Raw genomic sequence first — 13,950 nt, 5'->3', positions numbered from 1 at the left:
AAACGAAGCGGCGAAGCTGATAGATGTATAAATATACAGTATTTCAGAGAAGCGTCCTATGAACCTTTCAGCCCCAACCGCCTTGCCAAAACCACTGTCACAAATCCCTGGGATCATCGTCTCCCAGGTCGCCGGTCTCGGCTTTCCACCCCGCTTGCCGAAGCGGCCGGCCCCCCGCCCCCTGCGCCAGTCGGCTGGAAGCCGCAACAAGGCGCAAGGCCTGCATTGAGGAGGAGAACAGGGATGGTCGACGTACTGCAGCTGAAATACACGGTCAATCGCATGGCCGTGGACGAGGTGAGCGAGGCGGTCGCGGAACTGCGCCTGGAAGGGCTGGTGACCGACGGCAAGACGCCGTTCACACGGGTGCACTTCAACACCTGCCTGGCGGAGATCGAAGCGCTGTTCCAGCGCGCCGGTTACCACAAGCAGCTCGATGTGGTGGGTTACCAGGGGCTGGCCTACGCCCTCTTCGACCCGGCCCGCTGGGAACCGGTGGAGGTGCTGCGCTGGCTCAAGGAGTACGTCGACAACGCCCAGGCCAGCCACACGCTGGCCCGCAGCGCCGACGACTTCAGCGCCGCTGCGCGTAGGCCGTGAACAGGCCGCTGCCGACGATCACCAGGATGCCGGCGATACCGATGGCATCCGGCGCGTGGCCGAAGAGCAGGAAGCCGAGCAACCCGGCGAAGACGATCTGCCCGTAGCTGAACGGCGCCAGCAGCGCCGGTGAGGCATGGCGGAAGGCCTGGGTGAGCAGCACGTGCCCGCCCATCCCGCAGGCACCCAGCGCCAGCAACAGCAGGCCGTGGGCCAGGGTGGTCGGTGCTTCCCAGAAGAACGGCACCAGGGTGCTCATGATCAGGGTGTTGGTGATGCCGGTGATGAAGTTGCTGGTGCCCGGGCTGTCGGTCTGGCTCAGGCGCCGGGTAAACAACTGGTAGAAACCGAAGCACAGCGCCGAGGCCAGCGGCAGGAGGATCGCCGGGGTGAATAGCGAGCTGCCCGGCCGCACGATCAGCATCACCCCGCCCAGGCCCAGCAGCACCGCCACCCACTGCCCACGGGTGACGCGCTCGCCGAGGAAAGGCACCGACAGCGCGGTCACCACCAGCGGCGCGAGGAAGTTCACCGCCGTGGCCTCCGCCAGGGGGATGTAGCGCAGGCCGGTGGTGAAGAACAGGCTGGTGCCGATCAGGCACAGCGCCCGGCCCAGCTGCAGCAGCGGGCGCTGGGTACGCAGCACGCGCAGGCCCTCGCGGGGCAGCAGGAAGCCCGCCATCAGCAGCGTATGCACCAGGTAGCGCACCCAGACCACCATGACGATCGGGTAGAAGGCCGACAGGTATTTGGAGATCGCGTCATGGCTGGAGAACAGGAAAATCGCCAGGCACACGAGCAGGATGCCCTTCAGGGGTTCCTCTCGTCGCAGCGATGGGGGGTTGGTTCTCATGGGGATTCCGGGGTGGTCCGCGCCCGATTTGGTAGCAGACTAATGATTAGGCGGCTCAAAAATATCGGCTTCGTGACTCAGGCTCAAGTGACAGTAGCCGGTTAGCAGGTATTCTTGCCCACTTCCCTCCTCCCGGCCGGCGCGAGACCGATGAAACCCGAAGACCTGCTGCTCCTGGTGACCCGTGAAATGCCCTACGGCAAGTACAAGGGCCGCCTGCTCGCCGACCTGCCCGGCCACTACCTCAACTGGTTCGCCCGTGAAGGCTTCCCGAAAGGTGAGATCGGCAGACTGCTCGCCCTCATGCAGGAGATCGACCACAACGGCCTCAAGCCGCTGCTCGCCCCCTTGCGCCGCCCCGGTGCAGCCCGTCGGCCCGCCGATTGATTCCACAGGTGCAACCAGAAAGGGTCTAGGCTTGTGACTGGCCGGTTACCCTGCCACCGGCCACCGGGTTGCACCTTATAAGGAAGCGCTACAGGCCACGGGCACCAAGGCGGTGCGGCTTTTACTGCACGGCCCGGCCAATGGTCGGATTGACTGGAAAAACTTAGGTTGCACCTGGTTGCACCTCGCTTCATGCGCAGCTACTCTTGGCGCCGCAAAAGCCGTCGCGACCACGGCAAGAATGAGGATAAGAAATGGCAACCACCACCACCCTGGGCGTGAAGCTCGACGAAGCCACCCGTGAGCGCCTGAAAGAGGCCGCCCGCCAGATCGACCGCACGCCCCACTGGCTGATCAAGCAGGCCATCTACAGCTACCTGGAGACCCTGGAAAGCGGCAAGACCCTTCCCGAGCTCCAAGGCATCGCCGCGCGCCTGGCCGAGGGTGACCTGGAGGCCGTGGAAGCCCTGATCGACCCGATCCACCAGCCGTTCCTCGACTTCGCCGAAAGCATCCTGCCGCAATCCGTGCTGCGTGCCGCCATCACCGGGGCCTATCGTCGCCCCGAGGAAGAAGTGGTGCCAATGCTGCTGGAGCAGGCCCGCCTGCCCGCCGACATGGCCGACGCCACCTACAAGCTCGCCTACGGCATCGCCGAGAAGCTGCGCAACCAGAAAAGCGCCAGCGGCCGTGCCGGCATCGTCCAGGGCCTGTTGCAGGAGTTCTCCCTTTCCTCCCAGGAAGGCGTGGCGCTGATGTGCCTGGCCGAAGCCCTGCTGCGCATCCCCGACAAGGGCACCCGCGACGCCCTGATCCGCGACAAGATCAGCAACGGCAACTGGCAGCAGCACCTGGGCCAGAGCCCCTCGATGTTCGTCAACGCCGCCTCCTGGGGCCTGCTGATCACCGGCAAGCTGGTGTCGACCCACAACGAGGCCGGCCTCTCCAGCTCGCTGAACCGCATCATCGGCAAGTCCGGCGAGCCGCTGATCCGCAAGGGCGTGGACATGGCCATGCGCCTGATGGGCGAGCAGTTCGTCACCGGCGAAACCATCGCCGAAGCCCTGGCCAATGCCAGCAGCTTCGAGACCAAGGGCTTCCGCTACTCCTACGACATGCTCGGTGAAGCCGCGCTGACCGAGGAAGACGCCCAGCGCTACCTGGCTTCCTACGAGCAGGCCATCCACTCCATCGGCAAGGCGTCCCACGGCCGCGGCATCTATGAAGGCCCGGGCATCTCCATCAAGCTCTCCGCCCTGCACCCGCGCTACAGCCGCGCCCAGTACGAGCGGATGATGGACGAGCTGTACCCGCGCCTGCTGTCGCTGACCCTGCTGGCCAAGCAGTACGACATCGGCCTGAACATCGACGCTGAAGAAGCGGACCGCCTGGAAATCTCCCTCGACATGCTCGAACGCCTCTGCTTCGAGCCGCAGCTCAAGGGCTGGAACGGCGTCGGCTTCGTCATCCAGGCCTACCAGAAGCGCTGCCCGTACGTGATCGACTACGTCATCGACCTGGCCCGCCGCAGCCGCCATCGCCTGATGATCCGCCTGGTGAAAGGCGCCTACTGGGACAGCGAGATCAAGCGCGCCCAGGTCGACGGCCTGGAAGGCTTCCCGGTCTACACCCGCAAGGTCTACACCGACGTTTCCTACATCGCCTGCGCGCGCAAGCTGCTGGCGGTGCCGGATGCCATCTACCCGCAGTTCGCCACCCACAACGCCCACACCCTCTCGGCCATCTACCACATCGCCGGGCAGAACTATTACCCCGGCCAGTACGAGTTCCAGTGCCTGCACGGCATGGGCGAGCCGCTGTACGAGCAAGTGGTGGGCAAGATCGCCGAAGGCAAGCTGAACCGCCCGTGCCGCATCTACGCACCGGTGGGCACCCACGAAACGCTGCTGGCCTACCTGGTCCGCCGCCTCCTGGAAAACGGCGCCAACACCAGCTTCGTCAACCGCATCGCCGACCAGACCATCTCCATCAAGCAACTGGTGGAAGACCCGGTCGTCAGCATCGAAGCCATCGCCGCCGCCGAAGGCGCCCTGGGCAAGCCGCACCCGCGCATTCCCCAGCCGCGTGACCTGTACGGCAGCGCCCGCACCAATTCCAGCGGCATCGACATGTCCAACGAGCACCGCCTGGGCTCGCTGTCCAGCGCCCTGCTCAGCAGCGGCCACGCCGACTGGCGTGCCCAGCCGATGCTCGGCTGCAACGCCAGCGCCGGCGAGAGCCTGCCGGTGGCCAACCCGGCGGACCGTCGCGACATCGTCGGCCACGTGCAAAACGCCAGCCTGGAAGACGTCGGCAACGCCGTGCTCGCCTCGCTGACCGCCGCCCCCATCTGGCAGGCCACCCCGCCGGTGGAGCGCGCCGCCGCCCTGGACCGCGCCGCCGACCTGATGGAAGCCGAGATCCAGCCGCTGATGGGCCTGCTGGCCCGCGAAGCCGGCAAGACCTTCGCCAACGCCATCGCCGAAGTGCGCGAAGCCGTGGACTTCCTCCGCTACTACGCCGCCCAGGCACGCCACGACTTCGCCAACGACAGCCACCGCCCGCTAGGCCCGGTGGTGTGCATCAGCCCGTGGAACTTCCCCCTGGCGATCTTCAGCGGCCAGGTGGCCGCCGCCCTGGCCGCCGGCAACACCGTGCTGGCCAAGCCCGCCGAGCAGACCCCGCTGATCGCCGCCCAGGCCGTGCGCATCCTGCTGCAAGCCGGCATCCCGGAAGGCGCCGTGCAGCTGCTGCCGGGTGAAGGCCACACCGTCGGTGCCGCACTGGTGGCCGACGAGCGCGTCAAGGGCGTGATGTTCACCGGTTCCACCGAAGTCGCCGGCATCCTCGCCCGCAACGTCGCCGGCCGCCTGGACTCCCAGGGCCGCCCGATCCCGCTGATCGCCGAGACCGGTGGCCAGAACGCGATGATCGTCGACTCCTCCGCGCTGGTTGAGCAGGTGGTCACCGATGTGGTCGCCTCCGCCTTCGACAGCGCCGGCCAGCGTTGCTCGGCCCTGCGCGTGCTGTGCATCCAGGAAGACGTCGCCGACCGCGCGCTGGAAATGCTCAAGGGCGCCATGGCCGAATGCCGCCTGGGCAACCCGGACAACTTCGCCATCGACATCGGCCCGGTCATCGACGCTGAAGCCAAGGCCGGCATCGACAAGCACATCGACGCCATGCGCAAGAAGGGCCGCCACGTGTTCCAGGTCGCCCGCACCGAAGGCGACGTGATGAGCCGCGGCACCTACGTGATGCCGACCCTGATCGAATTGGAAAGCCTGGACGAGCTGGAGCGCGAAGTCTTCGGCCCGGTGCTGCACGTACTGCGCTACAAGCGCCAGGACCTGGACCAGCTGCTGGACCAGATCAACGCCACCGGCTACGGCCTGACCCTGGGCGTGCACACCCGCATCGACGAGACCATCGCCAAGGTGGTGGACAAGGCCCACGCCGGCAACCTCTACGTCAACCGCAACATGGTCGGCGCCGTGGTCGGCGTGCAGCCCTTCGGCGGTGAAGGCCTCTCCGGCACCGGTCCGAAAGCCGGCGGCCCGCTGTACATGTATCGCCTGCTGGCCACACGCCCGGTGGACGCGGTGAGCCGCACCTTCAAGCGCATGGACGAACAGGCCGCCGACACCCACCTGCGCACCAGCCTGCAGCAACGCCAGGGCAACCCCCTCGCAGCGCTGAAGGAATGGGCGGGCAAGGAAGGCAAGGCCGAGCTGGCCAGCCTCTGCGACGGCTTCGCCGAACTCTCCCAGAGTGGCCTCACCCGCACCCTCCCCGGCCCGACCGGCGAGCGCAACACCTACATGCTGCTGCCCCGCGCCAATGTGCTGGGTCTGGCCGACGACGAAGGCGACCTGCTGGTGCAGCTGGCCGCCGCCCTCGCGGTCGGCAGCGCGGTGATCTGGCAGGACGGCGACCTCACCAAGGCCCTGCGCGGCAAGCTGCCCAAGGCGGTACAGGCACGCATCCAGCTGGTCGCTGACTGGAAAGCCGAAGGCGTGGAATTCGACGCCGTGCTGCACCACGGTGACTCGGACCAGCTGCGCGGCATCTGCCAACAAGTGGCTGCGCGCAAAGGCCCGATCATCGGTGTCCAGGGCCTGTCCCAAGGCGAGACCGCGGTACCGCTGGAGCGCCTGCTGATCGAGCGCGCCCTGAGCGTCAACACCGCAGCGGCCGGCGGCAACGCCAGCCTGATGACCATCGGCTGATGGCCGGCGGGCCCGGCGAACACCTGGCCCGCCACCCGTTCCAACCAGGGGCTTCTGCCCCTGGCGCCCGCCTCCTCAAGAGGGATGTGGGCACCCAAGGTTCCCGGTGATCCGCCTGGCGCCTTTTCCAACAGGCGGCTCGTCCCGCCATCCAAGGCCTTCGGGCAAAGGAGCAGCGCCACAAGCGCCGCTCCTTTTTCATTTCTGGTGTTTGGAAATCTGAGAGGAAGGCTTTCGCGGGTTGCATCCGCCCTACAGCCGCCCTCTTTCCATGCCCTGCCGCCGACAGCTTTTGTAGGGTGGATGACGCTCTTTTCATCCACCAGGCAGTGCTGCCTGGGAACTCGGAGCCCCGTAGGTTGGGCTGAGGTACGAAGCCCAACGCAACAGACCCGAACCACGCAACGTTGGGCCTCGCTACGCTCGGCACCAACCTACGGCGCCGTGCCGCTGTAGGTCGGGTGCAACCCGACGAGGGGGTGTACCACGACAACGCGGGTTTCACCCGCCCTACGGGGTGACGGGGATGCGGCGGGCACGGAGGGAGTCCAATCGCGGATGAATCCGCTCCCACAGGGAGCCCACAACCCATCCGGGATCAATGCCGGGCGGACAGCCGCTCCAGCGCTTGCGCCGCGCCCATCTGCCGGGCGGCGGACAGGGCGGTGGCGCCGCCGGCATCGGTGGCGTCGATACGGGCGCCATGGGCCAGCAGGCTGTCGATGATCTCGCCCCGGTTGAACATGGCCGCCATCATCAAGGCCGTCTTGCCGTCGGGCGTCGCGCCTTCCACATCGGCGCCGTGGGCGAGCAGCAGCTCGACCATGGCCAGGTCGCCCTTGAAGGCGGCACCGGCGAGCGGGGTCTGGCCGTTGTTGTTGCGCAGGTCCGGGTCGGCGCCGCGCTCCAACAAGGCACGCACCGTGTCTGCATGACCGTGGTAGCTGGCCAGCATCAGCAGGCTGTCGCCCTTGTGGTTGCGCAGGTCCGCCGGCAGCCCCTGGTCGAGCAGTGCCACCAGGTTGTGTGCATCTCCGGCGCGGGCCAGGTCGAACACCTTGTTGGCGAATTCCAGGGTGGCGTCATCCAGTGCGGCCGCTTTGTCTTGCTCGCTCATCAGGCTCTCCTTGAAGTGGCAGCCAGGCTGCGGAAATCAATGGGCCGATGATAGGGAAGCAGCCGGGGCGCGGCTCTTAGGGATTATCTATAGGGTTGAAAGCCGCCGTGGATGGGGCGGGTACGCCTGCGCCATTGCAGCGCCGCGGTGACGCTAGAGGGTGTCGCTGGAGTAGCTCGCCTCCAGCACCAGGGCGCCCTGCAGCACCTCGGCCAGGCATTGGCCACAGGTGCCGTCGCAATAGTGCTCCAGCGCCGCCTGGCTGGCCCAGCGGCCCTGCAGCAACCACAGGTCGGGGTCACCCGGGGCGCGCAGCACCTCGTGGCTGATGCAACCCTCGATGCGCCGCGCCGGTTCGACCAGGGCGAGCAGGCGCTCGCCCAACTCGGCCGAACGCCCGTTGCGGGCGCGGATCGAGGCGAGGCTGGTAAAGGATGGGGATGGGGTCATGGACTGTTCTCCTCTTGCGCGTGGCCCAGGACACAGGCCTCGATCAATGGCGTGGCGAGAAACAGGGACGTCAGCACCAGCAACCACAGGATCACCGGCAGTGCTGCACGATCGGCCTTGCGCGGGTTGCTTCGCTGTTGCTCTCGCATCGCCTTCGACCTCGGCATGCGGCGCCCGTAGTCAGCGCCGATACAGCGAAAGACTACGGGCGGGAAGGCTTTCCCGGTTAGACGATTCCTGCGTGATGCTTGCCTGATCCTGCGAATCTCACTGCGTCAGCATCTGGATGAAGGAGCGCGACAACGGCGAACGCTCGTCGCTGCGGCGCACCAGCCAGACCGCCGTGGTCGCCACGGGGTCAAGCAGGCGGCGGTAGACCACGCCATCGAACTGCATGCGCGTGAAGGACGCCGGCAGCACCGAGACGCCGAGCCCCGCCGCCACCAGGCCGATGATGGTCAGCGCGCTGTGGGATTCCTGGGTGATGCGTGGGCTGAAGCCCATCTCGTGGGTCAGGGCGATCAGTTGGTCGTAGAGCCCGGTACCGGCAGTGCGCGGGAAGTACACGAAAGGCTCGGCGGCCAGGGCCTGCAGGTACAGCCCGGCGTCCAGGGCCGGGTCTGTCGCCAGGGGATGGTCGGCGTGCAGCACCGCCACCAGCGGCTCGCGGAACAGCTCCACCGCCACCAGGGACTCGGGCAGCGGCAGCGGGCGGATCAACCCCACCTGGATGCGCCCGTTGAGCAGCGCCTCGGCCACGTCGCGGCTGACCATCTCGTGCACCTCCAGCTGCACGTCCGGGTAGGCGCGACGAAAGCGGAAGATGGCTTCGGGTATGACCGAGGTGAAAGGCGCCGACGACGTGAAGCCGACCTTCAACTCACCCAGCTCGCCGCGCTGGGCCCGGCGCGCCACCTCGGTGGCCTGCCCCACCTGGGCCAGCACCTGGCGCGCCTCGACGAGGAACAGCCGCCCCGCCTCGGTCAGTGCCACGCGGCGGTTGGTGCGTTCGAACAGGCGTGCACCCAGCTCCTCCTCCAGCGCCTGGATCTGCTGGCTCAAGGGTGGCTGGGAGATGCCCAGCAGCTCGGCGGCGCGGCCGAAATGCAGCTCTTCGGCAACGGCGATGAAGTAACGGAGATGACGGAGTTCCATGGCGGGAATGATATGTCCTGCCTATCAAAGATGCCGAACAATATATTGGAAAGTATCACTCCCCGCCGATAGGCTTTGCCCATATCCCGAACGAAGCAGCCACTCCACCCCCGATCAGCGGGTGCGACGGCGCACGCCTGCACGACAGGCGCCGGGGCCCTGATGAAGCCTTGCCGAGGTCCATGATGAATCCGTCCGCCCATGACAGCGCCCTGCCCAGCCATATCGAAAAAGGCACCCCCGCCTTCCTGCGCACCAGCCTCGCGCTGTTCTGCGGCGGCTTCGCCACCTTCGCCCTGCTCTACTGCGTGCAGCCGATGATGCCGGTGCTGGCCCAGGCCTTCGCCATCAGCGCGGCGCAGAGCAGCATGATCCTCTCCGTCTCCACCCTGGCCCTGGCCTGCGGCCTGCTGGTGACCGGCTCGCTCTCCGACGCCCTCGGGCGCAAGCGGGTGATGGGGGTCTCGCTGCTCTGCGCCGGGCTCTTCACCCTGGCCAGCGCGGCCATGCAGAGCTGGGAAATGGTGCTGCTCATGCGCGTGCTGGTGGGCCTGTCGCTGAGCGGGCTGACCGCCGTGGCCATGACCTACCTGAGCGAGGAGATCGACCCGCGCCACACCGGTCTCGCCGTCGGCCTGTACATCGGTGGCAACGCCATCGGCGGCATGAGCGGGCGGCTGGTGGCCGGGGTGATGGTCGACTACGTGTCCTGGCACTGGACCCTCGCCTGCATCGGCGCCCTGGCGCTGATCGCCGGGCTGGTGTTCTGGCGCGTGCTGCCTGAATCGCGGCACTTCCAGGCGCGGCCCATCACCGCGAAAAACCTCTTCGGCGGCTTCGCCATGCATTTTCGCGATGCACGCCTGCCGCTGCTGTTCCTCGAAGCCTTCCTGCTCATGGGCAGCCTGGTGACCGTCTTCAACTACATCGGCTTCCACCTGCTGGATGCGCCCTACCACCTCAGCCAGGCGGCGGTGGGCATGCTCTCCATCGTCTACCTCTCGGGCACCTACAGCTCGGCGATGGTCGGCTCCCTGGCGGACCGCGTCGGCCGGCAGAAGGTGCTCTGGGCGGTGATCCTGCTGATGCTCGCCGGCTTCGGCCTGACCCTGCTCACGCCGCTGCCGCTGATCCTGCTGGGCATGCTGCTGTTCACCTTCGGCTTCTTCGGCGCCCACTCGGTGGCCAGCAGCTGGGTCGGGCGCCGCGCCGTGCAGGCCAAGGGGCAGGCGGCTTCGCTGTACCAGACCTTCTACTACGCGGGCTCGGGGATCGCCGGCACGGTCGGCGGGTTGTTCTGGAATCGCGCCGGCTGGAACGGCATCGGCCTGTTCGTCGGCCTGATGCTCAGCCTGGCGCTGCTGATAGCCCTGCACCTGTCGCGCCAGCCACAGGGCGCGGCGTGCACAAGCAAGCCATAGGGGAAGTAAACCTGCGGAGCTTTTCAGTGGGCCCCCGCGAGCGCGGGAACCCACTGAACATCAGCCCACTTGCATGCCCAGCGACCTCAGCCGCGCGTCGGGCTCCTGGCTGACCGCCAGTCCCGCGCCTTCGGTCATCACCCGCAGCGCGGCGGCGGGGTCTTCGGTCTTGCCGGCAAGGGCCTTGTAGTCATCCGGCAACGCCGCGTTGAAGGCGGCCATCTGCCGCCCGATCTCCTCGTCACTGGCACCAGCCTCCATGGCCTTCTGATAGAGGGCGACGCGTTGGCGGGTGATCTCGTCGATACGCGCCTCAGCCTCGGCCGGACTGGTGGCGGTCAGGGGCTGCCCAGCGGAAAAGACGCGCCAGGGCGGGCCCGATGAGTCGACGGCCACCCCATCGCGGGTGGCGGCCTGGGCTTCCGGCTCGCTGGCAGCGGCAGACGATTGCAGGCTGGCAGGGCTGTAGGTCGCCTCGGGCGCCACCCGGCTCAACGGATCGTCGGCGAGGGCTGGGTCACCTCCATCGACCTGGCTGAGGAGGCTCTTGGCCTCCGCGGAAATGGACACCCTGTCCTGGTAGCGGGAAGCGTTCTCCTCCTGGACCTGGACAGACTTGTCGAGGGCGGAGATCGAGGGGTCTTTCATAGCGTTGGACTGCCTGATGTAGGAATACCAGTCGTTCACTCCTGCGTTGATCTTCATGGGGTTTCCTTTTGGCCTTGCCCGGCGGACCGCTGCCGGGGGTGGAGGGCTGGGGCTTGCAACTGCACCAAGCCGGCGTGTGCTGCCATACGGAATTTCAAGCACAGGGCCTGGGGAGCAATGGCCGTGCCAGCCCTGCCCCACCACACCGGCATCCGGCGACAAAAACCTTTGCCTTCAATCGCTTGCAAACCCACGCCGGGCGCGGCTTGTAGCCCACTACGCGCCTCCGGCGAGGCCAGGGCTTGCCGGAGGCGGCAGGCCCCTGCCGCCCGCTTGCCGTAATGGCAATCGGCCCGACTCCTGCTTTACTAGGCGGACTTCAGCGAAGACCTACAACGACCAGGGAGCGGCGGATGGAAGACCAGTACAAGGCGGAACAGGACCGGATCACCTGGCGCCGCAAGGCCCTCGGCCTCGACACCGACAACGAGTCGCCGCGCCGCCCCTGGGCCGTCGCCCTCTCCGGCGGCGGCATCCGCAGCGCCACCTTCTGCTTCGGCGTGCTCCAGGCCCTGGCCCGCGCGCCCGTCGACCCCGGCGCCAACCGCCAGCCGAAGAACAGCGAAGACGATCCCCGCGCCCGCCTGCTGCCCCGCTTCGACTACCTCTCTACCGTCAGCGGCGGCGGCTACATGGGCTCGTTCTTCTCCAGCCTGTTCCAGCCCGAGCGCCTGCGCCCGGTCAATGGCGACGAGCAGGAAAAGGCCCGCCAGGCCGCCCTCGACGCCTACCGGGTGATGCGCTACCAGCCGCCGGGGCGCATCCACTCCTCCGACAACTACCAGGCCGCCCCGGTGGGTGACGGCCCCACCGCCTGGCTGCGGGAGAACGGCCGCTACCTGACGCCCACCGGCGCCGGCGACCTGATCTACGCCCTGGCGATGACCTGGCGCAACTGGCTCTCGGTGCAGTACGTGATCGGCATGCCGATGCTGTTGGTGCTGGCCCTGATCGCCCTCACCCAGGGCGCCGTCTGCCATTTCTGGCCGGGCAGTCCCTTCTGCGGCAGCCTGCTGCTGGTGCCCGGCGTAGTGACGCTGCTCAGCGTGGCGCCGCTGATGCTCGCCTACTGGCTGATCTACTCGCGCAAGAGCCAGGACGAACCCCCAGCCCTGGCCAACTGGGCGACCCTCTGCGCGGTGGTGATCATCATCGCCATGGCCATCCCCGCCATTTACCTGCAATCCCACACGCCCGACACCACCAACCCGGTGGAAATCCTGCTGTGGCTGGTGATCGTCGTCACCGTGCTGGGGCTGCTATGGTGCGCCGCGCTGGTGTTCACCCAGGAACGCAAACCGAGCCGCGACGACGCCGGCCTCGACGCCAACAACGTGCGCAACTACCGCCTGCGGGTGACCCGCGCCCTGAGCCAGTCCATCACCTTCACCGCTGCCCTGCTGGCCCTGGCGCTGCTCCACCAACTGGCCCAGGAGCTCTATGTGGTGCTCGCCCAGGGCTACTGGCAGGCCTCCGCCCCCGCCGCGCTGCTGCCGGCGCTGGCCTGGATCGCCCGCCACCTGGCCCGCTCCTCCGACGACAAGCCGCTGCCCAGCTGGCTGAGCAAGCTGCCGCTGGATGTGATCGCCCTGGTCGCCGGCACCGTGATGCTGGTGTGCATCGCCCTGGTCTGGGGCCTGCTGGTGCAATGGGTGGCCTGGAACGGCCAGGTGCCCGGCCCGGACGCCATGCCGCCCTTCGCCCTGCAGCGCCTCATCGGCCTGGCGGTGGTCGCCGCGCTGCTGGCGTGGGTATCCGGCCAGTTCATCGGCTTCATCAACCTCTCCACCCTGCAAGCCTTCTACGCCGCGCGCCTGACCCGCGCCTACCTCGGCGCCTCCAACGGCCAGCGCTTCGACGTGCCCAGCCGGCAGAGCCGCAAGCGCATGAGCGTGGCGCAGACCCTGTCCCGCGACGACATCGCCCTGGACGCCTACTACCGCACCCGCACCGCCGGCCCGCTGCACCTGATCAACGTCACCATGAACCTCACCGTGGACCCCTCCGAGCAGTTGGTGCAGCGCGACCGCAAGGGCAAGCCGCTGTGCGTGGCGCCCTACTGGTACGCCCCGGGCAATCCGGACGCCGAAGCGGTGAGCTTCATCCTCGACGGCGAGCGCAAGGTGCGCATCCCGCCCAGCGGCAAGGGCGAGATCAACCAGCCGCTGTCCCTCGGCCAATGGGTGGCCACCTCCGGCGCCGCCTTCAGCACCGGCCTGGGCCGTGCCACCAGCCTCGGCACCTCCCTGGCCCTGGGTCTGGCCAACGTGCGCCTGGGCACCTGGTGGCAGAGCAACTTCCCGCCGCGCCAGGCCGGCCCGTCGAAGAACTCCGAGCGCCTGTCGCGCTGGCTGCCGGCGCAGACCTACCTGTTCTACGAACTCACCGCGCACTTCCACGGCCATCGTCGCGACAAGCTCTACCTCACCGACGGCGGGCACTTCGAGAACACCGCCACCTATGAGTTGGTGCGCCCGCAGCGGGACATCGAGCTGATCGTCATGTGCGACTGCGGCTGCGACCCGGACTACCGCTTCGACGACCTGGCCAACCTCATCCGCCTGTCGCGCATCGACCACGCCCTGGAGATCGAGGAAGACAGCGACGTGCTCGACCACCCGCTGCTGTCCCAGGTGTTCTCCAGCCTCGATGGCTTCCGCCAGCCACCGGCCGCCGGCGACCGTCGCTGCGCCATGCTGCTCAACGTCTTCAGCAGCGGCGAGCGCGACGATGCCGAGGCGTCGCGCACCCTCACCAGCCGCATTCTCCTGCTCAAGCCGCGGCTGATCGAATCGCTGCCGGTGGACGTGTTCAACTACGCCCGCGCCAACCCCGTGTTCCCCAACCAGAGCACCGCCGACCAGTTCTTCGACGAGGCCCAGTTCGAGAGCTACCGCCAGCTCGGCCTGTGCATCGGCCAGCAGCTGTTCGGCGACGGCCTCAACCACAACGCCATCGCCAATGCCCTGTGGAGCTACCTGGCCAAGCCGCCGCGCGGCGTGCGCCTGGCCTCGCCCACCATCGACTGAG

11 protein-coding genes are annotated in these 13,950 nt (G+C 67.6%); 5 read left to right on the top strand and 6 right to left on the bottom strand.

What is annotated here, in order from left to right:
• Positions 1–243: 243 nt before the first annotated feature.
• Entirely contained in the window at positions 244–600 is a 357-nt protein-coding gene (locus PSm6_RS21685; RefSeq protein ID WP_021222126.1) for a hypothetical protein, read from the top strand.
• Here PSm6_RS21685 and PSm6_RS21680 read toward each other — a convergent pair.
• The gene (locus PSm6_RS21680) at positions 575–1,453 is read right to left on the bottom strand and encodes a DMT family transporter (RefSeq protein WP_265168178.1); all 879 of its coding nucleotides are present in this window, start codon (positions 1,451–1,453) and stop codon (positions 575–577) included. The two genes, PSm6_RS21685 and PSm6_RS21680, sit on opposite strands and share 26 nt — an antisense overlap.
• Positions 1,454–1,603: 150 nt before the next feature.
• Between PSm6_RS21680 and PSm6_RS21675 the strand changes: the two genes are divergently transcribed.
• Positions 1,604–1,840 (top strand): DUF3820 family protein, encoded by a 237-nt coding sequence (locus PSm6_RS21675; protein ID WP_265168177.1) that lies wholly within the window; start codon positions 1,604–1,606, stop codon positions 1,838–1,840.
• A 254-nt stretch (positions 1,841–2,094) separates the two neighbouring features.
• The gene (gene putA, locus PSm6_RS21670) at positions 2,095–6,069 is read left to right on the top strand and encodes a trifunctional transcriptional regulator/proline dehydrogenase/L-glutamate gamma-semialdehyde dehydrogenase (protein WP_265168176.1); all 3,975 of its coding nucleotides are present in this window, start codon (positions 2,095–2,097) and stop codon (positions 6,067–6,069) included.
• Between the two features lie 598 nt (positions 6,070–6,667).
• On the opposite strand, the gene PSm6_RS21665 is transcribed toward putA, so the two are convergent.
• The 4 genes from PSm6_RS21665 to PSm6_RS21650 form a co-directional block, all read right to left on the bottom strand.
• Entirely contained in the window at positions 6,668–7,186 is a 519-nt protein-coding gene (locus tag PSm6_RS21665; protein WP_043242913.1) for an ankyrin repeat domain-containing protein, read from the bottom strand.
• A 153-nt stretch (positions 7,187–7,339) separates the two neighbouring features.
• On the bottom strand, positions 7,340–7,636 hold the full coding sequence (locus PSm6_RS21660; protein ID WP_263403076.1) for an antibiotic biosynthesis monooxygenase family protein: 297 nt from the start codon (positions 7,634–7,636) through the stop codon (positions 7,340–7,342).
• Positions 7,633–7,785, bottom strand: coding sequence for a hypothetical protein (locus PSm6_RS21655; RefSeq protein WP_158480955.1), 153 nt, complete (start codon positions 7,783–7,785; stop codon positions 7,633–7,635). The genes PSm6_RS21660 and PSm6_RS21655 overlap by 4 nt, the downstream gene beginning before the upstream one ends.
• Positions 7,786–7,903: 118 nt before the next feature.
• Entirely contained in the window at positions 7,904–8,791 is an 888-nt protein-coding gene (locus tag PSm6_RS21650; protein ID WP_184489441.1) for a LysR family transcriptional regulator, read from the bottom strand.
• A gap of 182 nt (positions 8,792–8,973) precedes the next feature.
• Here PSm6_RS21650 and PSm6_RS21645 point away from each other — a divergent pair, with 182 nt between their 5' ends.
• On the top strand, positions 8,974–10,212 hold the full coding sequence (locus PSm6_RS21645) for an MFS transporter (RefSeq protein WP_265168172.1): 1,239 nt from the start codon (positions 8,974–8,976) through the stop codon (positions 10,210–10,212).
• Positions 10,213–10,272: 60 nt separating this feature from the next.
• Here PSm6_RS21645 and PSm6_RS21640 read toward each other — a convergent pair whose 3' ends face one another.
• Entirely contained in the window at positions 10,273–10,917 is a 645-nt protein-coding gene (locus PSm6_RS21640; protein WP_021222118.1) for a hypothetical protein, read from the bottom strand.
• Positions 10,918–11,273: 356 nt separating this feature from the next.
• Between PSm6_RS21640 and PSm6_RS21635 the strand changes: the two genes are divergently transcribed.
• Positions 11,274–13,949 (top strand): patatin-like phospholipase domain-containing protein, encoded by a 2,676-nt coding sequence (locus PSm6_RS21635; protein WP_265168169.1) that lies wholly within the window; start codon positions 11,274–11,276, stop codon positions 13,947–13,949.
• Position 13,950: the final 1 nt, after the last annotated feature.

Source organism: Pseudomonas solani (assembly GCF_026072635.1).
GTDB lineage: Bacteria > Pseudomonadota > Gammaproteobacteria > Pseudomonadales > Pseudomonadaceae > Metapseudomonas > Metapseudomonas solani.
Note: the sequence above shows the minus strand (reverse complement) of the source record. Positions and strands in the feature narration are given on the sequence as shown.

Coding starts and splice junctions, on each gene's coding strand:
- PSm6_RS21685 (WP_021222126.1), top strand. CDS start 244: ATGGTCGACGTACTGCAGCTGAAATACACGGTCAATCGCATGGCCGTG.
- PSm6_RS21680 (WP_265168178.1), bottom strand. CDS start 1,453: ATGAGAACCAACCCCCCATCGCTGCGACGAGAGGAACCCCTGAAGGGC.
- PSm6_RS21675 (WP_265168177.1), top strand. CDS start 1,604: ATGAAACCCGAAGACCTGCTGCTCCTGGTGACCCGTGAAATGCCCTAC.
- putA (WP_265168176.1), top strand. CDS start 2,095: ATGGCAACCACCACCACCCTGGGCGTGAAGCTCGACGAAGCCACCCGT.
- PSm6_RS21665 (WP_043242913.1), bottom strand. CDS start 7,186: ATGAGCGAGCAAGACAAAGCGGCCGCACTGGATGACGCCACCCTGGAA.
- PSm6_RS21660 (WP_263403076.1), bottom strand. CDS start 7,636: ATGACCCCATCCCCATCCTTTACCAGCCTCGCCTCGATCCGCGCCCGC.
- PSm6_RS21655 (WP_158480955.1), bottom strand. CDS start 7,785: ATGCGAGAGCAACAGCGAAGCAACCCGCGCAAGGCCGATCGTGCAGCA.
- PSm6_RS21650 (WP_184489441.1), bottom strand. CDS start 8,791: ATGGAACTCCGTCATCTCCGTTACTTCATCGCCGTTGCCGAAGAGCTG.
- PSm6_RS21645 (WP_265168172.1), top strand. CDS start 8,974: ATGATGAATCCGTCCGCCCATGACAGCGCCCTGCCCAGCCATATCGAA.
- PSm6_RS21640 (WP_021222118.1), bottom strand. CDS start 10,917: ATGAAGATCAACGCAGGAGTGAACGACTGGTATTCCTACATCAGGCAG.
- PSm6_RS21635 (WP_265168169.1), top strand. CDS start 11,274: ATGGAAGACCAGTACAAGGCGGAACAGGACCGGATCACCTGGCGCCGC.